The sequence below is a fragment of the Fibrella musci genome (assembly GCF_041321105.1).
Lineage (GTDB): Bacteria > Bacteroidota > Bacteroidia > Cytophagales > Spirosomataceae > Fibrella > Fibrella musci.
In genome coordinates this window covers 255,532-280,614 of the sequence record NZ_JBGGWD010000002.1, presented here as the reverse complement: position 1 = coordinate 280,614, position 25,083 = coordinate 255,532, and the positions used below count along the sequence as shown (strand labels likewise).

Below are 25,083 nucleotides of genomic sequence, written 5' to 3'. Positions count from 1 at the left end.
GGTTACAGAACCTTTCCGCCGAATTTTCTATGCAACTAGTTATTCAAAACCTATCTAAAACATACGTCAATGGCGTTCGGGCGCTCGATAACGTTTCGCTAACCATCCCGACGGGCATGTACGGGCTGTTGGGGCAGAACGGAGCCGGTAAAAGCACGCTCATGCGCACGTTGGCCACCTTGCAGGATGCCGACAGCGGTTCGGCTTTCCTCGGTGAGTTGGACGTATTAAACCAGAAAGAAGCTGTTCGGCGCACGCTGGGCTACCTGCCGCAGGAATTTGGCGTTTATCCGCGTATCTCGGCCACCGAACTACTCGATCATTTTGCCCTGCTCAAGGGCGTGGTCAATAGCCGCGAACGTACCCAGCTGGTGGAAGCGCTGTTGCACCGGGTCAATCTATTTGAGCATCGGAAAAAAGCCGTCAGCAGTTATTCGGGCGGCATGAAACAGCGCTTCGGCATTGCGCAGGCGTTGATTGGCGACCCGCAGCTCATCATCGTGGATGAACCCACGGCAGGCCTCGACCCCGGCGAGCGCAACCGGTTCTACAACCTGCTTTCCGAAATCGGTGAAAACGTCATCGTGATTCTGTCCACGCACATCGTGCAGGACGTGATGGAACTCTGCAACAACATGGCGATCATCCATCAGGGCCGCGTGCTGTATGGCGGTACGCCGGCCGCCGCCGTGGCCAGCCTGTCGGGGAACGTGTGGGGCAAGTCGATCACGAAGGCCGAGCTGCCTACCTACCAGCAAACGCACACGATCATTTCGAGCAAGCTCGTTGGCGGCAAGCCGCAAATCCACGTCTTGAGCGAGGCCGATCCCGGCGATGGATTCGAGGCCGTCATGCCCGATCTGGAAGACGTGTTCTTTAGTGAGATTCAGACAGGAGTGGAACGCAGATGACACCGATGAAGCGGATCATGCTGCTTCATACTGCCACAGATCGGGCCCGTGTAGGCCGATGCGCTCATCTAAAGCTATCTCTTCATTCCTAGAAATCCGTGATGATCCGCCTAATCCGCGACATCCGCGTTCACCCTCACTACCTATGTTCGCCTCTATTTTTACCTTCGAAATCCGGTATTGGCTGCGGCAGCCGATGGTCTGGATCTTTATGCTCGTCAACATCACGATGTTTGCCTGGGCGGCCGCTTCCGACGACCTCACCATTGGCGGATCGTTTGGCAATATTTACAAGAATGCGCCTTTCGTCATCCAGAATCAGTACGGCGTTTGGACTGTTTTTGCCCTGCTGATGACGACGGCTTTCGTGCAAAACGCCGCCCTTCGCGATTTTACGTACAATAGCCATCAGCTCGTTTTTTCGTCGCCCATCCGCAAGATCGACTATCTGGCCGGTCGGTTTTTCGGGTCGTTCTGCGTGGCACTGATTCCGTTTCTTGGCATTTCCATCGGTATCCTGCTGGGTACGTTCATCGGGCTGGCTACCGGCGCTACGGATGCCGACCGTTACGGGCCGGTAATCTGGTCGGCGCACCTGAACGCGTTCCTGACGTTTGCCGTGGGCAACACCTTCATTTCAGGTACGTTCATCTTCATGCTTGCCGCGTTGAGCCGGTCCACAGTGGTGGCGTTCGTAGGGGCCGTGCTGCTGCTGGTCGCACAGGCCGTGGCGGGCAATATGCTCCAGGACCTCGACAACGAGAAGCTGGTCGCCTACTTCGACGCGCTGGGTTTCGGACCCTTTGAACTGGTTACCAAATACTGGACCGTGGCCGATAAAAACACGCGCTCGGTGAGCCTGCTCGATGGCGATATGGGCATCAACCGGCTCATCTGGTTCGGCGTAGGGCTGCTCTGGCTGGCCGTTACTTATGTCCGCTTTTCATTTGCCGAACGAACCGCCAAACCCGCCCGTGCGAGCTGGTTTGGTCGCGGGAAGAAAGCCGCTCGCTCAACTGATGAGTTGCCAACCGACGCAGCGGGCGTGGGTGTATTTGGCGCTATCAGGCCGCTGCCGCAGGTACGTATACAGACTGGCGCTGGAGTGCAGTGGGCGCAGGCGTGGCGGGTGGCCCGTACCGACTTCTGGGGGATCATCAAAGGCGTAGCGTTTCTGGTGATTCTGCTGGCGGGCCTGCTCAACATGGGCTTTTCGCTACGCTTCGCCGATCAGTTCTACGGGCTGTACTCGTATCCGGTTACGTATCAGGTCATCCAGACCATTCAGGGCACGATGGGGATCTTTCTGTTTGCCATCATCATTTTCTATTCCGGCGACCTGATCTGGAAAGAACGCGACGCCGATCTGGCCCAGATTTACGACTCCATGCCTCACCGCAACTGGAGCGTGTTTGTGGGGAAACTGCTAGCTATGACCGGGGTCGTGTTCGTGGTGCAACTCTTGTGTCTGGTAGCCGGGTTGCTGGCCCAGACGCTGAAAGGCTACACGGCCTACGACCTTCAGCAATATATAGTCGAGATGGGCGTCATTAGCATGCTCCGGCTCATCCCGATCATCGTGCTGTCGATGCTGGTGCACACGCTGGTCAATAACAAATACGTCGCCTTTTTTGCCGTCGTGGTCATCCTAATCATGAACGCTTATATCTGGAGCCCGCTCGACGTGCAGAGCAATCTGGTGCAGTTCAACGCCAGCCCCGATTATACATATTCAGACATGAACGGTTGGGGGCCATACGTGGCCGCTATTGCGTGGTTCCGGGCCTACTGGCTGCTGTTTGCGGTCCTGCTGAGTATCGGGACGGTGCTGTTCTGGGTACGTGGTAAAGACACGGCCTGGCGGTCGCGCTGGCAACAGGCCAGACAGGCGTTTGCAGGACTGAACGCCCGCGTGGCGCTGGGTACGTTGGTCGTCTGGCTGGCGGTGGGTGGCTTCCTGTTCTACAACACGCAGATGCTGAACGAGTACGTGACGACCAAAGTGCAGGAAAAACGACAGGTCGCTTACGAAAAAACGTACAAGAAGTTTGAGAACCGGCCGCAGCCTCGTATTACCGACGTTGCCTATACGATCGACCTATATCCCGACGAACGTGAACTGGCCGTGCAGGGGCAATATCAGCTCACCAACCACACCAACGTACCCATCGACTCGTTGCACATTGTGTTGCCCAACCGGATGGACTACGCGCTGACGCTGCCGGGTGCGCAACGGGTACTCAACGATTCGGTGCATCAGTACCAGATCTACCGACTGACCCGCCCGATGGCACCCGGTGATTCGATTCAACTCAACTGGACGACACGGCACCGGGCAAAAGGCATCGAGAACGAAGTCGAGTTTGTGCAACAGATCAATCAGAACGGTTCGTTTTTCAACAACGGCGATATTTCGCCGCAGATTGGCTACCAGAAAGAAGGGGAAATCAGCGGCAAAAACGACCGTAAGGAATACGACCTGCCCGAACGCGCCCGGATGCCGAAGCTGCAACGTACGTGTACCGACGCCTGCATGAACACCTACATCGGCGGCAATGCCGACTGGGTCAACGTGAAAACGACAATCAGCACCAGCCCCGACCAAATCGCTGTGGCACCGGGTTCGCTGCGGAAAGAGTGGACGGGTAACGACAAACAGGGCCGCCCACGCCGCTATTTCAGCTACGCCCTCGACCATCCGTCGCTCAATTTCTATTCGTTCATTTCGGCGCAGTTTGAAGTTGACCGCAGCAAATGGAACGGCGTCGATGTGGAGGTGTATTACGACAAAAAACACGCCTACAACGTCAGGAATATGAGCGAGTCGATCAAGCAATCGCTGGCGTATTATACCGAGCATTTCGGGCCGTATCGGCACAAGCAGGCCCGCATCATCGAGTTCCCGCGCTATGCCTCGTTTGCGCAGGCTTTCCCCGGCACCATGCCTTATTCGGAAAGTATTGGGTTCATCGCCAAAATCGACCCCGAAACCGACATCGACATGGTGAAGTACGTGGTGGCGCACGAAATGGGGCATCAGTGGTGGGCGCATCAGGTGATTGGGGCCGAAATGCAGGGCGCTACGCTGCTTTCGGAAACGATGGCGCAGTATTCGGCGCTGATGGTGATGCAGAAAGCGTATGGCCGCGATCGGATGAAACGGTTCCTGGGGTATGAATCTGATAATTACCTGAAATCGCGCGGGAGTGAGTCGGAGAAGGAGGTGCCGCTTGAAACGGTTGAAAATCAGGGGTACATCCATTATCGCAAAGGCAGTCTGGTGATGTTTAACCTGAAGGAATTCATTGGCGAAACGGCGGTCAACACGGCGCTACGCGATCTGGTCAACACCTACGCCTATCGCCTGCCCCCATATCCTACGTCCTACGCGCTCGTCGACCGGCTACGCACGCAAACGCCCGACAGCCTGCAATCGACCATCCGCGACCTGTTCGAGCAGATTACCATCTACGACAACCGTGCGACCACGGCTACCGCCAAAAAGCGCAGCGATGGCCAGTATGACGTGACCATAACTGTGCAAACAGCCAAACTCCGCGCCGACTCGCTAGGCCGCGAAACGCCCTTGCCGCTCAATGACCTCATCGACGTGGGCGTGTATGGCAAACCCGCCGATGGCAAAAAAATCGGTAAGCTGCTGGCGATCCGACGTACCCGTATGAAAGCGCCGTCAGGTACGTTCACATTTACGGTGAAAGAGCCACCCTACGAAGCAGGCGTCGATCCGCTCAGTTACCTCGCCGACCGCATTCCGACCGACAATTTGAAGAAAGTGAGTTTGTAGATGCACACAAGCAGCAAGGAGAGCTACTCTTGATGATCGATATCGGTAGCCCTCCCTGCTGCTTTGTAGCAAGTTCAGCTTACCTGCGTTTGTTAACTTTGGATTACGATGAATGTTAATATTGATTGAAGATAATTTGGATGCAATAAATTGATATTTAATATTTTATGTAGGGTTGCTGTTAAATAGTAAAATCTTGTTTGTTAAAAAGATAAACAAGGATAGCTTTATGAAAATGAAAAATATCATTGAATGCACTACCCACTCACGCTGATCAAGCCTTCTTTCGACGATCCAATAACCGATCTGATTATTGACCTTGACCATCTGCGTCGCAAACAGTTAGGCGGCACGACCCACCCCTCCGTTTTTTTTCAGTTGAAGCATCTCTTTCACATACTGGAAAGTATAGGTTCAGCTCGTATAGAAGGAAATAACACGACAATAGCTGAGTATGTGGAAGAGACTCTAGGCGACACGTCGCTGAGTCATATGCCCAGTGTGATCGAGATACGGAATCTGGAAGAGGCAATGACCTTTATAGATGCGTATGTCCACGATCGACCATTCGACCGGCAGTTTATCCGGGAACTTCACCAGCTTGTGGTAAAGGGCTTGAAAGCACCACCACAAGGTGAAGGCGATCATACGCCGGGGCAATTTAGAAACCACATTGTTCGCATCGAAAAAGCAAATCATACTCCGCCTGATCCTTTGCTGATCACCGATTATGTTGATGAGTTAATGACGTTCATCAACCAGAGTGATTCGCCCAAATATGATTTGCTGAAAATCGCACTTGCTCATCACCGGTTTATGTGGATTCACCCTTTTGGGAATGGTAATGGCCGCACAGGACGACTTTTTACCTACGCCATGTTGGTGCGTAGTGGTTTTAACGTGGAGGTTGGTCGAATACTCAATCCAACCGCCGTTTTTTGTAACAACCGCAACGCATACTACCATTTTCTATCAGAAGCCGATACGGGCCAAGTCGAAGGACTGCTACGCTGGTGTGACTATGTACTTCGGGGCCTGCGGGACGAAATCGAGAAAATAGATCGGCTGTTGGACTATAGCTATCTCAAGGCTGAAATTTTGGTGCCAGCCCTGAAAGATGCGTTGGAAATGAAATACATAACGCAAGCCGATTATAGAATTTTGACCAAAATCGTTAACTCACCGAATCAGCAGATTCAGGCTGCTGACGTTGCGGAGTTTTTTCCAGGCAAACAAGCTGCTGAATTATCCAGACAACTGCGGTACTTGCGAGAGAAAAAACTCATCCAATCGGATGAAATAGCCAAACGTAAATACACCATTCGGTTTGACAATAACTATTTACTCCGCAGCGTGATGAAAATGCTGGGCAGCAAAGGGTTTTTACCAGTCCGTGATTAAAGCGCTGTTACCCGTTACTTGGCAAGACCCAACCAGACACTACGAATAGGCTCTAGATTGTGTTGAAGACCATATCCTAAGCCTGCTGCGGTTGGCCCGCCTCCGGGGCTTGACCATCCTCTGTAGGTTTGTCCTTTTGGGCGTTCTTTTTCAGTTCTTCCAATCCTTTTTTACCATAGGCTAGTCGGGTAATGCCGACGTAGAGGACGGGGACAACAAAGATGGCGAGCGACGTAGCGGCGAGCATTCCGCCCAATACGGTGCGGCCGATGGTGGCGCGGGCTACGCCACCGGCTCCGGTAGCGAGGGCCAGTGGAATAACACCGAGAATAAAGGCCAGTGAGGTCATCAGAATGGGCCGTAACCGCAGCCGGACAGCCTCGATCGTCGATTCGAGCAGATCTTCACCTTTATCGACGCGTTCTTTGGCAAATTCAACGATCAGGATGGCGTTTTTCGCCGCCAGACCGATCAGCGTAATCAGGCCGATCTGCGCGTAAACGTTGTTGCTCAGATAGGGGAAGAGCAACAGTGCGATAATGGCCCCCAAGGCACCCAGCGGTACCGAGAGCAACACCGAGAATGGCACGGACCAACTCTCGTAAAGCGCCGCCAGAAACAAGAACACAAACCCGACGCTGAGTAAGAAAATGTATACTGAACTACTACCCGCGTTGATCTCTTCACGGCTCAGGCCTGAGAAGTCGTAGGAGTAACCCGCTGGCAGCACCTTATCGGCCACCTCGCGCAGTGCGTCGTTGGCCTGACTGCTACTGAAACCCGGTTTGGCCGCGCCATTCAGTTCGACTGACCGGAATAGGTTGAAGTGCGAGATGAGCGGCGCGTTTTCGATCACGCTGGTGGTGATGACATTGCTGATCGGGATAAGCTGGTTGTTGCTGTTGCGCACATAGAACTGATTGAGCGCTTTCAGGTCAGACCGATACATGGTGTCGGCCTGCGCCACGACCCGGAACTTACGCCCGTAGATGATGAAATCGTTTATGTACTGACTGCCCAGGTACGTTTGAATGGTGCGGTACACGTTGCTTACCGAGAGACCCAGCTTCTTACACTTGTCGCGATCGACGTCGACGCGATAGGCGGGTGATTTGGCGGTGAAGTAGGTGAAGGCCCGGCCAATTTCGGGGCGCTTGTTCGCTTCAGCCAGGAAGTTCTGCACCACCCCGTCGAAGGCCCGCACGTCGTCGTTGGTTTCGCGCTGCTGAATCTCAAACGTGAACCCTGAGCTTTGTCCCAAACCAGGAATGGCGGGAGGCTGCACCACCTGTACGCGGGCATCGTTGATCGAACTCAGCGCCCGTTGCAGTTTCACCACGAGCGAATCGGCCTGTAGGCCGCGTTCCTTCCGTTCCTCCCACGGTTTCAGCGACATAAACACCGTGCCGCTGTTCGACTTGGAGGCAAACGTGATGGCGTTCAAACCACCCAATGCCGCAAAGTGATTGACGTACGATTGCCGCCGCAGGGTATCCATCACCCGGTTCAGCACGGCGAGGCTTCGGGCGGTCGAGGCGGCTTCGGGAATTTCGTAGGTGACGATGAGTCGCCCTTCATCTTCCGTCGGGATAAAGCCGGTTGGTTTAGCCCGGAACATCAGCACCGTACCGACGTAGACAACGGCCAGCCCAACCAATACGAGCGGTGTGGCTTTGATCAGCCGCTGCACGCCGTTGGAGTAGGAGTTGGTGACCCGCGCAAACCACTGGTTGAATTTGTAAAAGAACTTGTTTAGCCCTTTCGCATTTTCGTCGATATGCTGTTCACGCAGGAGCAGTGTGCAAAGGGCGGGCGTGAGCGACAGCGCCACAAACGCCGAGATCAGTACTGACACGGCGATGGTGATAGCAAACTGCTGATACAATCGCCCGACAATACCGGGAATGAACCCGACTGGCACGAATACCGCCGCCAGAATGAGGGCGATGGCGATAACCGGTGCCGAAATCTCGCGCATGGCTTCGCGGGTGGCGTCCTTAGGCGACAGCCCCTTTTCGTCAATGTTGGCCTGTACGGCTTCCACCACCACGATGGCATCATCCACCACGATACCAATAGCCAGCACGAAGGCGAAGAGCGTCAGCGTGTTGATGGTAAAACCTAACGGCACAAACAGCGCGAACGTACCTATGATGGACACCGGAATGGCCAGCAGGGTGATGAGCGTGGCCCGCCAGCTTTGTAGAAACAGAAACACCACCAGAATTACCAGCACGAGCGCTTCGAGCAACGTTTCGACCACCTCCGAAATCGACACCTGAATCACGGACACCGACTCGAACGGCACTACATAGTCGATATCTTTCGGAAAGGTTTTCTTCAACTGATCCATCGCCGCGTACACACCCTGCGCCGTTGACAGCGCGTTACTGCCGGGCAGCTGATACACCAGCAGATAGGCCGCCCGTTTGCCATCGACGAACGAGTTACTGGCGTACGAAAACTTGCCCAACTGTACCCGCGCCACGTCTTTCAGGTACACCAGCGACCCACGGGCCGGATCGGACCGCACAACGATGTTCTCAAACTCGGTTTCCTTGCTGATTCGGCTGTTGGTGAAGACAGTGTATTCAAACGCCTGCGACGACGGTTGCGGCGGTCCCCCAACCGACCCACCCGCTACTTGCAGGTTCTGCTCCTGAAGGGCGGCCGTAACGTCGTCGGCAGTCATACCGAGTTGGGCCAGCCGGTCGGGCTTGAGCCATATCCGCATACTGAAATCGTCGGCCCGGCTAAAGATGTCACCCACACCTTTCACCCGCAGCAAGGCGTCGCGGATGTAGACGTTGGTGTAGTTGTCGAGAAACGACACATTGTGCGTGCCTTTGGGCGAGAAAATGGCCACCAGCATGAACAGCGACGGGTTCCGTTTCCGCACCGTCACGCCCAGGCGCGTTACCTCTTCGGGCAGTTGGGGCGTGGCAATGCCGACCCGGTTTTGCACGTCGAGGGCGGCGATGTTCACGTCGGTGCCCACGTCGAAGGTCACGTTCATGGTCATGCGGCCGTCGTTGGTGGCGTTGGTCTGCACGTAGCTCATGCCCGGCGTACCGTTGACCTGTGTCTCGATGGGCGTGGCCACGGTCTGCTCCACCGTCTGGGCATCGGCACCGGTATAGTTACTGGTCACCTGCACCACAGGCGGCGTGATGTCGGGGTATTGGCCGACGGGCAGGCTAAGTAGTGCCAACACGCCCAGTGCTACAATAATGATCGACGCGACAATGGCCGTGACCGGGCGATTAATGAATATTTCTGCAAACATGATAGTTTAATGTACAATGCACAATGGACGATGTATAATGTTGATTAACTCATTAGTAGAGAGTCAATTGTGCATTGTACATCGTTCATTTTACATTCATTTAACCGCTGCCTTGACGCGCGCGCCTTCTCTGATTTTCTGGGTGCCCTCCGTTACGATGAGCTCACCTTCGTTGAGGCCATTCTTAACGATCACCTTGTCGTTGATACGGGTGCCCAGCGTCACTTTTTTCTGGGTCACCTTGCTGCTATCACCCACCACGAAAACGAAGTACTCGCTCATCTGCTCGGTAACGGCCTGATACGGAATCAGCAGTTGCGGGATATCGGTGCTGGCTTTCACGCGCAGGTTACCGTTGAGGCCTACCTTGAGTTGCCGCTCGGAGTTGGGGAAGGCCACCCGCACGCGCAACGTACCTGTCTGCGGGTCAACGGCCCGGTCGACGATCCGAACGGCACCGGGATACCGGTAGCGCGATCCGTCGGTCAGCAGAAAGACAAAGGTCGAATCGCGCGGATTGGTCGGCTGACTTTGTAGTTTCACAAACCGCTGAATGTCTGATTCGTCGACCTGGATGTCCACCGAAATGGGGTTGTCGGCCGAGATGGTGTTGAGCGGCGTTGACCCCGGCGCAACCGCTGCGCCCAGACGTACCTGCGAGATACCGATGGTGCCGTCGAGCGGGGCGTAAATCGTGGTGTATTTGAGGTTGGTGGCCACCGCCCGGATGTTGGCCTGCGCGGCCTGCACCTGCATCTGCGCCGCCTCCAGCGTTGCGTTGGCATTATCGACCGCCTGCCGGGCAATGGCGTCCTGTTTGGCCAGCGTGTTGTAGCGATCGGCGTCTTTCTGAGCCCGGTTGAGGTTGGCCTTCTGCACGTTCAGATTGGCCACTGCCTGATCGTAACTCGCCCTGTATTGTTGCGGATCGATGGTGTACAGCTTCTGCCCTTTTTTCACGCGTTGCCCATCCTGGAAGAAAATGCCGGTGATGTTACCCGCGACCTGTGGCTGAATCTCAACATCGACCAGCGCTGTTACCGTCGCCGGAAATTCATCGTAATAAGTTGCATTGCCCTTGGTCGCCTTCACGGCCGTAACGGGCGTGGGTGGTGGCGGGGCTTGTTGTTGCTCGTCTTTTTTGCCCCCACAAGCCGCAGCAATAAGCAGCAGGGCGGGCAACAGCAGGTACGTTCTCATAGTAATGGTTACTGAACTGACGAATAGTGGGGAAATGACTCCTCCGTTAAAAACGAATTTGACCCAGCGCCCGCTCTACATCCAGTTTGCTGAGGATGAGTTGGTTGAGGGCAGAAAATACATTGAGCCGAGCCGCCCGAAGGTCAGCCTCGGCTACGGTGACGTCGAGGTAGGCCCGGATACCCGAGCGGTATTGCAGGTTGATGACGCGGTAGGTGTCCTGCGCCAGCAGTAAATTCTCCTGCAAGGCCTGATAATTGGCCAGGTTGCCCTTGTAGTTGGCCAGTGCCTGCGCGTATTCCGCATCCACGGAACTGGTCAGGGCTGTTTTATCCCATTCCAGTCGTTTCACCTGTAACTCGGCAATGCGCGTTTGCTGAATCCGCCGTCCACCCTGATAGATGGGTAGCGACACTACCAGCCCGATCAGCGAGTTAGGAAAGGCCTGACCATACAATTGTGGGAACACATTGTTCTGATACAGAAAATTGTAGTTGGCTACGGCCGACACCGTGGGCAGGTATGACCAGCGGTTGTAGCGCAGGTTGGCGTCGGCCAGCCGGCCCTGCGTTTCCAGCAACTGGTATTCGATCCGGTTGCGCGGGTCGACCAGCAACGTCGTATCGAGCCGCGATTCCTGCGCCAGTTGGAGCGAATCGTACACCAGATTGAGCGAGCCGTTAGGCGGGTAACCCATCAACTGTTTCAACGATTGGTATTTGGCTCCCACCAAATCGGCGTATTGCTTGCGTTGAGCAATGGTGTTGTTAAGCGCAATTTTGGCCCGTTGCGGATCGGTTTTGTCGACCAGCCCGCTCTGGTACTGATTGGTCGCGTCCTGATAGCTGCGCTGCTGCCGCCCAATGTCTTCAGACAGCACCTCTACCTGTCGTTGCGTCAGAATCAGGTCGTAGAACGCCTTACTGACATTGATCACCACGTCGATCTTGTTACTCGCTGTCACCTGCCGGGCCTGCGTGCGGTAGGCGTCGGCCGTCTGATTAGCTAGCAGCAGATCACGACTGAGCAAGTTTTGCGACAGCGAAAAAGAGGCGGTCGAGGTGTTTCGTGCGCCCAGCGTGACGGGTCGGCGCTCGCCGGTAGTGGCGTCGGGAATGAGCGTTACCGGCAGCTTGAGGTAGTGAAAGAGATTATAACCCGCATTGACCTGTGGTAACCAACCCGACTGGTTTACGCGAATGGTACGATCGGCAATTTCCTGATCGATGAGCGACTGACGGACAATGGGTTGATTGGCGAGCGCGAACTGAATGCAATCGGTCAAATAAGCCCTTGTGGCTAACGAATCGGGCGATTTCTGCGCAAGAACGACATCGGTAACCATCAGGCTGATTCCCCAAACGAGAAGAAGTAACCCGTATTTTTTCATAACATAAATAGAAGCGCCTGCCTGTAGCTGAGCATATAGTCAACAGCGTTTACTATCAGGTGCTATTTACGTATCTGCCGAATTGCCCTTTTTGTTTCAGAATCAGCGCCAGTGAAAATTAGCTGTTTATGGGCTGTCTATGTTTAGCTATAAACTTTCTTTACTTTTCCTTATTTCCGATAAATTTCCAACGCCACTAGCCCCATCCAATGCACTCATCAGCCGACCCATCTCTGCAAAGTCACTACCGAGCCTGTAACCTATGCGAAGCCATCTGTGGCCTGATCGTTACCCACCGTGACGGGCAGGTTGTTGGTATCACGGGCGATCCCGACGATCCGTTTAGCCGTGGGCATATTTGCCCGAAAGCCGTAGCGTTACGGGATGTGTATGAAGACCCGAACCGGCTGCGAAAGCCGCTGAAACGGGTAGGGGCTGACTGGCAGGAAATCGAGTGGGAGCAGGCCCTCGATGAAGTGGCCGACCGGCTGCATCAGGTACGTACCCAGCACGGGCCGGGTGCCATCGGGGTATATGCCGGTAACCCAACGGTGCATAACTCGGGGTCGTTTCTGGCGATGCCGGGGATGGTGAAAGCGCTGGGTGCTCGCGCCATTTTTTCGGCTTCGTCGGTCGATCAGTTTCCGCACCATTTTGCGGCCTGGCAGTTGTTTGGCCACCCGTTGCTGATGCCCGTTCCTGACCTCGACCAGACCGATTTTTGGTTGATCATCGGTGGGAATCCCATCGCTTCGAACGGTAGCATCATGACGGCACCGGATGTGGGTACGCGCCTGCGAGCCATTCAGCAGCGGGGCGGCCGCGTCGTCGTTATCGATCCCCGCCGTACCGAAACGGCTCACCGGGCTGATGAACACCATTTCATTCGGCCCGGCACCGACGTGTTCTTGCTGCTGGCTATGACGCAGACGCTCTTTACCGAAAAGCTCGTCGACCCCGGCCGCCTGACCGTGCTGACCGATGGGCTGGGTACGTTGCAGGAAGCGGTAGCCCCGTTTACGCCCGAATTGGTAACGGCCATAACGGGTATGGCGCCCGACGTCATCCGGGCGTTGGCGCGTGAACTGGCGCAGACGCCGCGCGCGGCCCTCTACGGGCGGGTGGGCGTCTCGACGCAGGAATTTGGTGGGCTTTGCCTCTGGCTGATCAACGTGCTTAACCTGCTGACGGGCCATCTCGACGAGCCGGGTGGGATGCTGTTTACTTCGCCCGCCATTGATGTATTGGCTGCACGGCCCGGCACGCCTCGGCCCGTTTACAACAAGTACAACCGGTTTCAGAGCCGGGTGAGCCAGAAGCCGGAATTTATGGGCGAATTGCCGGTGGCTTGTCTGGCGGAGGAGATCGAAACGCCGGGTGATGGTCAGCTACGGGCGCTGGTCACGAGTTGCGGAAATCCGGTGTTGTCAACGCCCAACGGTCGGCGGCTGGAAGCGGCACTGGCGCAACTCGATTTCATGGTGTCGGTTGATATTTACCTGAACGAAACCACGCGCCACGCCCATTACATTTTGCCACCACTAACGGGCCTCGAAACGGCCAATTACGACCTGACGTTCCATATGCTGGCAATCCGCAATACGGCCCGTTACTCCGAGCCGATGGTGCCTAAGCCCGACGGTACGCTGTACGATTGGGAAATTTTTGAGCACCTGCGGTTACGATTGTTGGGTACGTCGCGCGGCGATTGGACGCTGCAAAACCCGGAAAAAACCATCGATGAGGGATTGCGCTATGGCCCTTATGCCTCACAAGGATTGAGTCTGACGTACCTGCGCGAACACCCGCACGGCGTTGACCTGGGGCCGTTACGGTCGCAGCTACCCGATCGGCTGCTTACGCCCAATGGACGCATCGACGTGGCGCCCGCCGCGTTCCTGGCCGATCTGCCCCGCGCTCGGGCGGCTCTGCAAGAGAGCGCCCCTACGCACGATTCGTTGCTGCTGATCAGCCGCCGGCATCTGCGCGACAACAACTCGTGGATGCACAATGCCCGTGTTTTGATGAAGGGCCGGAATCGCTGCACACTGCTGATGCACCCTATCGATGCGGCCCGGTTGGGTGTGTTAACGGGGCAGGCCGTCCGGGTACGTTCCCGCGTGGGTGACGTCGAGCTCCCCGCCGATGTTTCGCCCGACATTATGCCCGGCGTAGTCTGTATGCCGCACGGCTATGGCCACAACCGCCCCGGCACCCGGATCGACGTAGCACAGCAACATGCCGGTGCCAGCGTGAACGACCTGACCGACGAAGCCTTTACAGATTCACTGACGGGCAACGCCGCCCTATCGGGTGTACCGGTCAGAGTGGAGGTTTTGTAAACTAACAAGCTCGGGTCTTATTCGTAAAAACGCAGCCGGTTCTGGAGGCTGGTGACCTGCCGCCGGAGCGCCTCGACCTGATCGAGCAGGTTATCGACAATGTCGAGATCGTCGGGGTGGATGGCTAGCTCTTGATGGAGCCGGACGAGCTTTTCGAGGCGGGTTAGCTGCTCGGGTTGGACGTAGTCGGTTTCCTCAACCGTCACCACGTTGATCAGCCCGTGTTGCGCCAGGGTGTGAATGAAGGTGATTTCGACGTGGTGATAGACGCAGAAATCGGAGGCCGGAATCAGGTCGTTGGAAAACATGAGACGATCGGTTAACGGGTAAGAGCTGCGCGAAGTTGGTCTTTCTGTTCGTCGGTGAGGTTGGTGGGTAGCTTCACCTGCCATTGCACATACAGGTCGCCAAAGGCATTTTCCTGCCGATACATCGGGAAGCCTTTACCCCGCAGCCGAACCTTGGTACCGGGCTGCGTTTCGGGTTTCACCGGCACTTTCACCTGACCCGACAGGGTGTCCACTACTTTTTCGCCACCCAGCATGGCCGTCAGCAGGTCTATTTCTTCGGTCACGTAAAGGTCGTTGCCCTGCCGTTTATAGCGTGGATCATCGTCGACTAGGAAAGTCAGATATAGGTCACCGTTGGGCCCGCCGTTGACGCCGGGCGCACCATAACCCGTCAGCTTGATCTTCTGCCCGTTTTCGACACCCGAGTAGATGGTGATGCCGATGGTTTTGCCGTTGACGGTCAGCGATTGTTTGTGGGTTGTGTAGGCATCGCGCAGGCTGAGGCGGAGTTCGGCTTCGTAGTCCTGTCCGCGGAAACGGGCCTCGCGCCGCCCAAAACCGCCGCCCGACTCAGCGCCAAACATCGAGGCGAAGAAGTCGGAGAAGTTGCTGCCGTCGAAATCGCCGGAGAACGAATAGCCACCGTCGGCTCCGCCATAGGGGTTCTGGGTACGTTGCTGTTGACGCGCGGATTCCCGGTACTGCTCAAACTGCTCGGCGTGCTGCCAGTCTTTGCCGTACTGGTCGTATTTTTTGCGCTTTTCGGGGTCGCTCAATACCTCATTGGCTTCATTCAACTGCTGAAACTTCTTGTTAGCCTCCGGGTCGTTGGGGTTCAGGTCGGGGTGCATTTTCCGGGCCAGTTTCCGGTAAGCCTTCTTGATTTCATCGTCAGAGGCCGTTTGCGGTATGCCCAGAATCTTGTAATAATCAATGAAGTCCATAGTGAGGAACGGTCAGTTTGCTAAGCGATCAAGACCAGCCGTATAATCAGCGGCCAACGTACCCCAAGAACGCAAATTGCCCGGCGAAGGTTACGGCCATATCATGACGCCCTATACACTACCCGCCCAAACCCGCATTGGGCACGTTCATCTGAAAGTAGCCGACCTGAAACGGGCAATGGCTTTTTACTGCGATCTGCTTGGCTTCGAACTGATTACCATGTATGGCGATCAGGCGGCGTTTATTTCGGCAGGTGGTTACCACCATCATATCGGCCTCAACACCTGGTACAGCAAAGACGCGCCGCCAGCTCCGGTACGTTCGGCCGGGCTTTTTCATACGGCCATTCTGTATCCTACCCGCCGGGATCTGGCTGTGGCCTTACAACGTCTCATCGACGCAGACTATCCGCTCACCGGGGCATCGGATCATGGTGTATCGGAAGCGATTTACCTGAATGACCCCGACCAGAATGGCGTTGAGTTGTATTGGGATCGCCCCCGCGACGAATGGCCCACACAGCCCGATGGTAGTATCGAGATGTACACGCGGCCGCTCAACCTCAACGAGTTGCTGGCTACCCGTTAAGTAACGAAGCGCAACAAAGTGTTGGGAAGGCTGTTTACTTCCTGTTTAACACTTAACGTTATATGACCCGTTACGTACTTCTTACGCTGATTATCATCGGCTTTCTGGCTCGCTGTCAGCAGCAGAAAAAGGAGACCTCAACCGAAATTGCCGATTCTACCGCTACGGCGATGGCAGCCGATTCTGTGCCAACCATCGGTAATCCGGTACTACTGGCTAAGCTACCTGCCAAATACAATACACCCGACGGCCTGGCACTAGGCCCTGATGGCACGGTGTACCTCTCGATGCCTAATCTGGCCAACAACGATTACCCCGGTGTTTTGCTCAAAATCGTCGGTGATTCCGTGCAATTCGTCAGCGACCTGCCGACCCACCCCGATACCAAGCACGCCTGCCCGATGGATTTGGCCTTTGGTCCGGATGGTAATCTGTATTACGCTGACAATCAGTACGAGAACGATAAAAATAATAAGTCGCGCCTGATGCGCATCCGCATGAAGGGCGGTAAGGTGCTGGGCGTCGATCAATTGGTAACAGGCTTCGGCTTGTCGAACGCGGTACTTTGGAAAGGCAACAACCTGTACGTGACGGACAGCCAGTGGGATACCGACAAAGACGATAAAGGAAGCGCCATTTTCCGGTTCACCTTAGCCGAGCTGAATAAAGCGACGACCAACGCACCCATCGCTCTGAAGCCCAAAACGATGGACCCGCACGTACTGACTACGTTTACCACGACGGTAAACGATACGGGGCTGGATAATGGGGCCGATGGGCTAGACTACGACAGTCAGGGGAATTTGTACACCGGTTCGTTTGGCGATGGAACGCTGTATAAAGTAACCCTCAAACCGGATGGTAGCTTTGCCTCAAAGGAGGTTGTGAGCGTAAGTCAGCCGATTGCCTGCGTAGACGGGTTGATTGTCGATCGGGCAACGAATACGATGTATCTCTGCAACTCCCGCATGAACGCCATCATGACGGTCGATCTGGCGAACGGAAACGTAAGCACGCTGGCGCAGAATGGCGATACCGATGGGGCAAATGGCCGCCTCGACCAGCCCGCCGAAGTATTATTGAAAGGTAAGCGACTCTACATCAGTGATTATGACAAACCGGAGAAGAAGTTCGTCAACAGCAAAGCCGACGACGTGCACACGATGTCGTACATCGAGCTAAAATAGAATAGAGTGTATAATGAATAATGCGGTCCGCCGCTGCGGCACGATGTACAATGGGCTGGCGTGAGAGCACATACTCGCAACGCCACTGTACATTGTTCATCGTGCCGCAGCGGCGGACCGCATTATTCATTATACATTCTGTAGGCCTACAACTCCTTCAGCACTAGTTTGCGCCAGCGGACTTTGATGCCGCCGCCGTCGTGAATTTGGAGGGCGATGGAGCCATTGGCAGCCCCGATTTTGGCGTCGTGCATATCGACCATCGGCTTGCCGTTCAGGTACGTTTGTACGTGGTCGCCGTCAACGCGGATGCGGAGCGTATTCCATTCGCCGGGTTTCAGAATCGTTTCTTTCTCGGCGGGAATCTGTTCGAGCCAGCCCCGACCATACGATTCGTAAATACCGCCCGTGTCGTGGTCTTTGGGGGCTACTTCGACCTGCCAGCCACTAATTTTTGTGCCCTCGATCGTCGAGCGGAAAAACACGCCGCTATTGCCATTAGCTTCCTGCTTGAATTGTACCGATAGGTCAAAATTCTTGTAGAACGCCTCGGTAGCCAAGTAGCCATACTGCTTGTCGGGCCCGCTCTCGCAAACCAGTTCGCCGTTGTCGACATACCATTTCTCGGTACCGTAGATTTTCCAGCCCGTCAGGTCTTTGCCATTGAAGAGCGTTACTTTTTTGGTGGGGGCCGCCATCACAAACAGAAGGGGCAGGAAGAGCGCAAACAGAAACCGTTGCATAGATTGGGAGGGGGTTAATTACCAGAAATAACGCAAACCGGCGCAGGGACTTTCACGCTGTGGCCGGTGGGTGTGAGTTTACCTGTTTTGGTCTCACGGCGGAATACGACAAGGTTGTCTGTTTCCTGATTGGCCACGATCACAAACTGCCCGCGCGGGTCGACCCAGAAGTTCCGCGGCATTTTGCCATCGGTAGGCGTAGTTCCCGCCATAGTCAGTTTGCCATCAGTACCCACGGCTAGCATCGAGAGGGCGTTCAACCCCCGGTTCGACTGGTACACAAACTTGCCTGCCGGGTCCATGTGGATGTCGGCCGAGGTGTTTTGAGCATTAAAATCGGCCGGGAGCGTAGGTACGTTATCCTGCAAGAGCGTCAGGGCGCCCGTTTTGGCATCGCGGCTGAACGCAGCCGTTGACGAGGTAAGTTCTTCAACCAGGTAGGCAAACCGGCCGTTAGGATGAATGGCCATGTGCCGCGGCCCCGACCCACCTTTTACCGTTGTGTAGGGCGTAGCGGCGGGCGAGACTCGCTGTTTGGTGGCATCGATAGCGTAGGTATATATCCGATCGGAACCCAGATCGGCTACGTACACAAACCGATTGTCGGGCGAAACCGTCGCCGAGTGAATGTGCACCCCATTCTGACGAGGATTGGCGGGGTTGCCACCCTCGTATTTCATCTTGAACGAAGCCGCCCCCACTTTACCATCTGCACCGACGGGCAGGGCTGCGAACGTACCGCCACCATAGGCCGAAATAAACGCAAGCCGTCCGGTTTTGTCGAGGCTGACGTGGCAGGGGCCACCCCCTTCTGATGAGGCTCGGTTCAGCAGCGTAAGCGCGCCGGTTTTTGCATCAATCGCATAGGCACTAACGCCATTGGCGCCATCGCTCGATTCGTTGACGGCGTACAGAAAGCGTTTCGACGGATGAAGCGCTAGAAACGATGGACTCTTATCGTTGTTGGTTGTGCCAACCTGAGTTAAGTGACCCGTGGTTCGATCGAAAGCAAACGTGTAAATGCCCTCGCTGCCCCGCGTCGAATACGTACCCACATAGAGCCGCTCTGGGGTTGGCTGGGCCTGGAGTCTGGCGGGTATGATGCCACTTACAAAGAGGGCAAAGCAAAGAAAAGCGTGTCGCATTGGATTGTCGTTACAAAAGGGTTAATTCATCGTCTTAGGCCTGCTAAGGTCGCCGAAGATACCGGATGATTAGTAGCGCCGATCAACTTGAAAACCAAATTTATCATGATACGTCCTGCATTCACCGGCTTACTGCCCGTGCTGGTTACTCTTTTAGGTAGCACCGTCGCGTTGGCCCAACTTCCGGCTGGGCTGCCTAAAGCACCCACCACGATGACCGCCGACACCGCGGCGCAGTCTCCTGCCGATACGGCCGCGGCTAAGCTCGACGCGGCCCTTGCTGCCAGTAGCAAAGGCGACAAAGCCGCCACGGTGAGCGCACTTAATGCGGGCGTAGCCGCAGCCGAAGCACAAGCTGCTACCAGCAAAGGCGATTTTAAAGACAAGCTAATGAGTCAGGCGGGTAATTTGAAGAAACTGATTCCCGGTGTGAGCAGCGGTTTGGTGGGGGGCAATGTGCTGAGCAAAGCCGTGTCGCTGGTGAAAATGGCGCTTGGTGCCAATCAGATCAGTAGTCTGCTGGGTGGGGGCGGAGGCCTGCTTGGTTCGGTAGGCGCCCTCACGGGTGGCCTCAATCTGATGAAAGGCGCCCTGCCTGCTATTGGCGGAGGGGCTGCTGCCGCAACCGGCAGTTCGCTCATCAGCAACGCGCTTTCGAGCGTCAGTAAATTGTCGGGGGTAGGTGGTGCGGCGGCCGAACCGGCTGTAAAGCAGCAGCTTGGCGGCGTGCTGAACTTCGCGAAGGGAATTCTGTAAAAAGTTTAAGGTTTGGTGTTTACCGTTTAAGGTTGGCTGACGCGTCTTACTTTGGCGTCAGCCAACCTTAAACGGTAAACACCAAACCTTAAACTTTCTATTCAACTGGAGAATCGACGATACTCACGATTTTCCACATGCCACGCAGGTCTTTGTGGCTCACCGTGACACTACCACCCAGCGGATTGTCGGAGTGGAGCGTCAGGTATTTTTTGGTCATCAGCTCGTTGTCGCGAATCCGCTTGACCACGAAAAAGTCGCGGTACATCACCGCAAAAATGCCACCCGACTGGTATTCCCAGTTGCTTTGGTCGACCTGCTCAGCCAGGACTTTCGCCCCGTTGCTTAGTTGGGGCGTCATACTATTCCCCGAAATTTCGATAACAACCACCGGCCGGCTCGACCGAATCGACGAGCTACGTACCCGGTAGGTATCCATGTCCATTCTGCGGAAGCCTTCGGTGTAGGTCTCCACAAAGCTGGCGTAAAACTTAATGGGCACGAACGGCACCTCAACCAGGTTTTCGTCGGCTACCGTAAAGCGGCTGTTGCCTTCCTGCTCGCTCTCGCCCAGTACGGGCAGAATACCCCGGAGCAAATAATCGGCCCGGATCTGCGGGTAGCAGGCCAGCAGACTCATGATGGTGTCGTACGACGGTTTCGCCCGGCCGCTTAGGATATTATAGAATTTCGACGGGTTTTCGCCTAAGTCCTTCGATATCTGATAGATGGTCATGCCCAACGCCTCAAATACCTGCTTCAGCCGATCTTGAATCGTTTCCACTGCCTCGATGTTTACTGCACACTCTTCCATTTTTATGTTATAAAAATTGGATAGTATATTTTGATTGAAATATATTGCACCCGTTCAATGCAAGTTTACAACAAATTACTATCAAAAGGAAAGCATATTTCATGTCTTTATAGCGAATAATACATGAACGCAAATCACCTGCGCCCTCATACAAAACCGACCGTCCTGTTTGTGGATATGAACAGCTTTTTTGCCAGTTGTGAACAGCAGGACGACCACCGGTTGCGGCATAAACCTGTGGCGGTTTGTGTGTATACGGGCCCACGTGGGTGCGTGATCGCGCCGTCGATCGAAGCAAAAAAACGGGGCGTACGAACGGGCATGCGCCTCGATGACGCCCGGCACCACTGCCCCGACCTGATCGCGATTGAAACCAGTCCGGATCGATACCGGCAGTACCACGTCAAGATCATCGACGTGCTGAAGCGGTTTTCGGCGGATGTGTTGCCGAAAAGCATCGATGAGGCAGTTGTAGATCTAACCCGCTACCAACTTGCCTACAAAAGTATGGATGAGGTAGCGCGGCGCATCAAAGCGGCGATCTGCGCCGACGTGGGCGATTACCTGCAATGCTCCATCGGTATTGCGCCCAACGTATTCCTGGCTAAGCTTGCCTCGAATCAGCAAAAGCCCGATGGCCTGACAATTATTTCGCCCGACAACATCGACGCGATACTGGCAAAGCTTACCCTTACTGACCTGCCCGGTATTGGTGAGCGCATGGCAATCCGCCTTCAGAAAGGGGGAATTCGAACCCCGCTCGACCTGCGGTACGCGTCGCTCGACCGGCTCAAGGTGGTTTGCCAGAGCATTATCGGCTGGCACTGGCACCTACGGCTCAATTTTGGGGGCGAGGTTGATCTGGCCACGCAGGCCTACAAAAACATGCAGGCCATTCGGTCGGTATCGGCCGAGCAGCGGCAGTCGGTCGAGGTGCTGGAAATGATCCTGCGGACGCTGTGCCTGACCCTCGAACGCCGCATGGTGCATCGGCAGTTGTTTTGCCAGCGTATACAGGCCTGGGTACGTTACTGGAATGATCAACGCTACGAAGACGAACTGGCCTTCAGTGTGCCGATGCAGGATGGCATCGAACTGTTTCAGACAATTTGCCAGCGGATGGTCAGCTACGCACAGCACCACCGTCGCGGACCGCTCCTGAACGCCGACGTGCGACAGATCGGGGTGGGAGTGAGTGATTTTGTCGCCGCTAACGACGTACAGTATACGCTATTCGAAGACCATAGCCGTAAAGACAAACTGCGCCAGACGCTCTATGCCATCAACGATCGGTTGGGCGGAAAACACCTGATCCGGGCTGCCGAGCTGCGGGAGGGAGAAGGCCTGAAAGATCTGATTGGCTTCGGCTCCATCAAAGACCTGCACGACATCAATTGGGATGATCTGTGAGGCAAGGAGATGGGTGCATCACAACCGGATTGCCCGAATCACCTCCCGTTTGCGGGCCGGACCCGTGTGTTTCTCGACCCGGAATCCAGCATCGCGCAGGTTGCGTTGTACGGCCGATTTCGAGCAGTAGGTCGTTAGGATACCGCCGGGCCGAAGCATGGAAGCCATTTGCTCAAAGATCTCGGTTGTCCAGAGTTCGGGCTGCCCTTCAGGGGCAAAGGCATCGTAATAAACCACATGAAACGGACCAACGTTGGGCAGTGCCTGAATGGCCGTTCGGTATTTGGTCAGTGTGAAATAGGGAGTGATGGGCGTTTGCACGCCCCAGGGTGCATCGTGCAGATCGTTGAGCCAGAATGTGGTTAGTTGCCCGTCGTAATTAAGCGATTTGCCCGCTGTGGGGTCAATCGGGTAGGCTTCTACGGCTACGTAGTCGATGGGATGGTGCAGCCGCATCGCTTCCCGGGTAGTCATCAGGGCATTGAGACCCGTGCCAAATCCCATCTCGAAAACCCGGATCGGGCCCTCGAATAGGGAAAGCGCGTAGGTCAGACCGAGTTCAATAAAAACCCGCTCCGATTCCTGAATGGCTCCGTAAATAGAATGATAATGCTGACCAATGTCGGTGTTCAGGATCGAATGTGACCCATCTGCCGTAACGACGACTTGCGTATTCATGCGTTATGCCATGCTTTCGGGCTACTTTTGTATGGGATTAACTACCGCACGGGGTTAATCAATAAGAGCAAAACAGCCTCAGTTGTTTACTGATGGCTAAACAGTTTTATTACTAAAGTTAGTTTTCGAGTCCGATCATGATTCAACGCATTCAAAGTGTCTTCCTGTTCCTGATTGCCGCCGCTATGGGGGTAACGCTGGCCAACCCGATCTGGGAGAAAGCGGGTAGCAAACCCGGTGAAGAAGCCGAGCTTACGTCGCTGCAATATGCTTATGAACAAGCAGGTTCTGGCAGCGTCACCACCTTTGTTACGCCGCTCTGGTATCTGGGTGGCCTGCTCATTATCATCGCGGTCATCGCGCTGGTAGCTATTTTTCAGTACAAAAAAAGGTTGCTGCAAATGGGCCTTTGCGCCGTCAACGCCATTCTGCTGACGGCTTCCATGGGCGTTATTTTGTATAACGTACTAATAAACGGAAAATCGTACGGAAATCCCGCTGATCAGGGTTCCTTTCTGACGGGTTTCTGGTCTATTGTGGTGGCACTGGTGTTGAACGCGCTGGCCAACCGCTTCATCCGTCGCGACGAAAAGCTCGTGCGCGAATCGAACCGCATCCGGTAATGAAAAACTTGCTAACCTACGCCATCTCGCTGGCCATTGCGGGTGGACTGCTGTGGTATGTCTTCAAAGACATCGACCTCGACGCCATGTTTGCCGCCATCGCGCAGGCCAACTACCTATGGGTAGGCGCCTATGCCGTCATCATCATGGTGGCCCACTGGAGCCGGGGCGTTCGGTGGAGTCTGCTGCTTGAGCCAGTGGTGGGGCAGCGGCCGTCGCAGACCAACGCGCTGCTGTCGGTAATGACGGGCTACTTTGCCAACCTGCTGATTCCGCGCATGGGTGAGGTAACGCGCTGCGGTACGCTCAACCGGCTCAACAACGTACCTGTCAACGTCAGTTTCGGAACGGTCGTTGCCGAGCGGATTTTCGACGTACTAATGTTGCTGCTGGTGATCGGTCTGACGCTCGTAATGGAAGCTGGTCGGCTGGGCGATCTGGTGGTGGAACTGTTTGCGGGCAAAAGCGGTGGCGGTTCCAAAGCGGGTTTGTACTGGCTGCTGGCCGTTGGGCTAGGCGGAGCCGTGGTTGCCTTGTTTTTGTACAACAAATACAAAGAGGTACTGCGGCGTAATGCCCTGTTCGCCAAGGTCGAAACTTTTGTGCTAGGCCTGATCGACGGCCTGTTGAGCGTACGAAAGCTGCGTCAGCCGGGCCTGTTCATCTTTCATACGCTACTCATCTGGACGCTCTATTACCTCTCCACCTACGTGCTGTTTTTTGCCATGCCGCAAACGGCCACTCTGGGGCCGGTGGCGGCGCTTACCATCCTGATGATGGGCAGCATCGGTATGGCGGCGCCCACGCAGGGCGGGCTGGGGTCGTTTAACATTATGGTGGGGTCGGCGCTGGTGCTGTATGGACTTACCAAGCAGGACGGGCAAACACTCGCCACGCTGATGCTGCTGTCGCAATGGGCCGTGGTGATCGTGGCGGGTGGACTGGCGTTTCTGCTGGTGCTGGGCCGGGGCCGGGCTGCCGACCCAACGGTTGGTGCGGCCACGATCGGGGAAGGCCGTTGATTGGCCTGGACTTAGTGTTTACTGAAAAAGTATTGCCATGACTGCCACTAAAATACGTACCCGCGATGAAGCCGTCGCGCAGGTAGCCGACTGGCATCGGCAGGGGCTGCGTGTGGTCTTCACCAATGGGTGTTTCGATATCGTGCACTTGGGCCATATCGATTACCTCGAAAAAGCCCGCGCGCTGGGCGATAAACTGGTACTGGGCCTCAACACCGACGCCTCGGTGAGCCGAATTAAAGGCCCGTTGCGGCCGGTGGTTAACGAAACGGCCCGCGCCCGGCTGATGGCGGCTCTGCAATTTGTGGACATCGTGACCCTGTTCGATGAGCCCACGCCGCTGGAACTGATCGAAGCCGTACGGCCCGACGTGCTCGTGAAAGGCGATGATTACAGCGTTGCCACCATCGTAGGGGCCGATTTTGTGCTCGGCAACGGCGGCCGTGTCGAAACCATAGCGCTGGTGCCGGGCTACTCGACCACCGCGCTGATCGGAAAAATTGTGGAGGCCTACGGTTAACAACGTACCCAGCCACCCCCTTGACCA

Annotated in this window: 20 protein-coding genes; 11 read left to right on the top strand and 9 right to left on the bottom strand. The window is 55.5% G+C overall.

Annotated elements, in window-relative coordinates:
* Window positions 1-29: 29 nt before the first annotated feature.
* The 3 genes from ACAW74_RS06805 (at window position 30) to ACAW74_RS06795 (ending at window position 6,117) form a co-directional block, all read left to right on the top strand.
* The gene (locus ACAW74_RS06805; protein ID WP_370697456.1) at window positions 30-911 is read left to right on the top strand and encodes an ABC transporter ATP-binding protein; all 882 of its coding nucleotides are present in this window, start codon (window positions 30-32) and stop codon (window positions 909-911) included.
* 145 nt (window positions 912-1,056) lie between these two features.
* Window positions 1,057-4,716: an ABC transporter permease/M1 family aminopeptidase gene (locus tag ACAW74_RS06800; protein ID WP_370697455.1), complete on the top strand. Its 3,660-nt coding sequence runs from the start codon at window positions 1,057-1,059 to the stop codon at window positions 4,714-4,716.
* Window positions 4,717-4,968: 252 nt separating this feature from the next.
* Entirely contained in the window at window positions 4,969-6,117 is a 1,149-nt protein-coding gene (locus ACAW74_RS06795; RefSeq protein ID WP_370697454.1) for a Fic family protein, read from the top strand.
* Window positions 6,118-6,193: 76 nt separating this feature from the next.
* Here the strand turns inward: ACAW74_RS06795 and ACAW74_RS06790 are convergent, their stop codons facing one another.
* The 3 genes from ACAW74_RS06790 to ACAW74_RS06780 form a co-directional block, all read right to left on the bottom strand.
* Window positions 6,194-9,403, bottom strand: a complete 3,210-nt coding sequence (locus tag ACAW74_RS06790; protein ID WP_370697453.1) for an efflux RND transporter permease subunit — start codon at window positions 9,401-9,403, stop codon at window positions 6,194-6,196.
* A gap of 96 nt (window positions 9,404-9,499) precedes the next feature.
* Window positions 9,500-10,603, bottom strand: coding sequence for an efflux RND transporter periplasmic adaptor subunit (locus tag ACAW74_RS06785; protein ID WP_370697452.1), 1,104 nt, complete (start codon window positions 10,601-10,603; stop codon window positions 9,500-9,502).
* Window positions 10,604-10,649: 46 nt separating this feature from the next.
* Window positions 10,650-11,948: a TolC family protein gene (locus ACAW74_RS06780; RefSeq protein WP_370698027.1), complete on the bottom strand. Its 1,299-nt coding sequence runs from the start codon at window positions 11,946-11,948 to the stop codon at window positions 10,650-10,652.
* 254 nt (window positions 11,949-12,202) lie between these two features.
* On the opposite strand from ACAW74_RS06780, the gene ACAW74_RS06775 reads away from it, so the two are divergent.
* A complete protein-coding gene (locus tag ACAW74_RS06775) occupies window positions 12,203-14,335 on the top strand; it encodes a molybdopterin-dependent oxidoreductase (RefSeq protein WP_370697451.1) in 2,133 nt (710 codons plus the stop codon).
* Window positions 14,336-14,352: 17 nt separating this feature from the next.
* On the opposite strand, the gene ACAW74_RS06770 is transcribed toward ACAW74_RS06775, so the two are convergent.
* Complete coding sequence (locus ACAW74_RS06770) at window positions 14,353-14,643, bottom strand: chaperone modulator CbpM (protein WP_370697450.1); 291 nt, start codon at window positions 14,641-14,643, stop codon at window positions 14,353-14,355.
* 11 nt (window positions 14,644-14,654) lie between these two features.
* Window positions 14,655-15,569, bottom strand: coding sequence for a DnaJ C-terminal domain-containing protein (locus ACAW74_RS06765; protein WP_370697449.1), 915 nt, complete (start codon window positions 15,567-15,569; stop codon window positions 14,655-14,657).
* Between the two features lie 103 nt (window positions 15,570-15,672).
* Between ACAW74_RS06765 and ACAW74_RS06760 the strand changes: the two genes are divergently transcribed.
* Together ACAW74_RS06760 and ACAW74_RS06755 are read left to right on the top strand one after the other, a co-directional pair.
* The gene (locus ACAW74_RS06760) at window positions 15,673-16,158 is read left to right on the top strand and encodes a VOC family protein (protein ID WP_370697448.1); all 486 of its coding nucleotides are present in this window, start codon (window positions 15,673-15,675) and stop codon (window positions 16,156-16,158) included.
* Between the two features lie 62 nt (window positions 16,159-16,220).
* A complete protein-coding gene (locus ACAW74_RS06755; protein ID WP_370697447.1) occupies window positions 16,221-17,345 on the top strand; it encodes an SMP-30/gluconolactonase/LRE family protein in 1,125 nt (374 codons plus the stop codon).
* A gap of 146 nt (window positions 17,346-17,491) precedes the next feature.
* Here the strand turns inward: ACAW74_RS06755 and ACAW74_RS06750 are convergent, their stop codons facing one another.
* Both ACAW74_RS06750 and ACAW74_RS06745 read right to left on the bottom strand, forming a co-directional pair.
* Entirely contained in the window at window positions 17,492-18,088 is a 597-nt protein-coding gene (locus ACAW74_RS06750; RefSeq protein WP_370697446.1) for a 3-keto-disaccharide hydrolase, read from the bottom strand.
* A gap of 14 nt (window positions 18,089-18,102) precedes the next feature.
* Entirely contained in the window at window positions 18,103-19,233 is a 1,131-nt protein-coding gene (locus tag ACAW74_RS06745) for a lactonase family protein (RefSeq protein WP_370697445.1), read from the bottom strand.
* Between the two features lie 105 nt (window positions 19,234-19,338).
* Between ACAW74_RS06745 and ACAW74_RS06740 the strand changes: the two genes are divergently transcribed.
* Complete coding sequence (locus ACAW74_RS06740; protein WP_370697444.1) at window positions 19,339-19,989, top strand: hypothetical protein; 651 nt, start codon at window positions 19,339-19,341, stop codon at window positions 19,987-19,989.
* 97 nt (window positions 19,990-20,086) lie between these two features.
* On the opposite strand, the gene ACAW74_RS06735 is transcribed toward ACAW74_RS06740, so the two are convergent.
* Window positions 20,087-20,803, bottom strand: coding sequence for a LexA family transcriptional regulator (locus ACAW74_RS06735; RefSeq protein ID WP_370697443.1), 717 nt, complete (start codon window positions 20,801-20,803; stop codon window positions 20,087-20,089).
* A 177-nt stretch (window positions 20,804-20,980) separates the two neighbouring features.
* On the opposite strand from ACAW74_RS06735, the gene ACAW74_RS06730 reads away from it, so the two are divergent.
* Window positions 20,981-22,213, top strand: coding sequence for a DNA polymerase Y family protein (locus ACAW74_RS06730; RefSeq protein WP_370697442.1), 1,233 nt, complete (start codon window positions 20,981-20,983; stop codon window positions 22,211-22,213).
* Window positions 22,214-22,231: 18 nt separating this feature from the next.
* On the opposite strand, the gene mnmC2 is transcribed toward ACAW74_RS06730, so the two are convergent.
* On the bottom strand, window positions 22,232-22,891 hold the full coding sequence (gene mnmC2, locus ACAW74_RS06725; protein WP_370697441.1) for a tRNA (5-methylaminomethyl-2-thiouridine)(34)-methyltransferase MnmC2: 660 nt from the start codon (window positions 22,889-22,891) through the stop codon (window positions 22,232-22,234).
* 137 nt (window positions 22,892-23,028) lie between these two features.
* Here mnmC2 and ACAW74_RS06720 point away from each other — a divergent pair, with 137 nt between their 5' ends.
* Genes ACAW74_RS06720 through rfaE2 form a run of 3 tightly spaced genes read left to right on the top strand, consistent with a single transcriptional unit; the run spans window position 23,029 to window position 25,056 of the window.
* Window positions 23,029-23,514 (top strand): DUF4293 domain-containing protein, encoded by a 486-nt coding sequence (locus tag ACAW74_RS06720; protein ID WP_370697440.1) that lies wholly within the window; start codon window positions 23,029-23,031, stop codon window positions 23,512-23,514.
* Entirely contained in the window at window positions 23,514-24,536 is a 1,023-nt protein-coding gene (locus ACAW74_RS06715) for a lysylphosphatidylglycerol synthase transmembrane domain-containing protein (protein WP_370697439.1), read from the top strand. The genes ACAW74_RS06720 and ACAW74_RS06715 overlap by 1 nt, the downstream gene beginning before the upstream one ends.
* 37 nt (window positions 24,537-24,573) lie before the next feature.
* Window positions 24,574-25,056: a D-glycero-beta-D-manno-heptose 1-phosphate adenylyltransferase gene (gene rfaE2, locus ACAW74_RS06710; RefSeq protein ID WP_370697438.1), complete on the top strand. Its 483-nt coding sequence runs from the start codon at window positions 24,574-24,576 to the stop codon at window positions 25,054-25,056.
* Window positions 25,057-25,083: the final 27 nt, after the last annotated feature.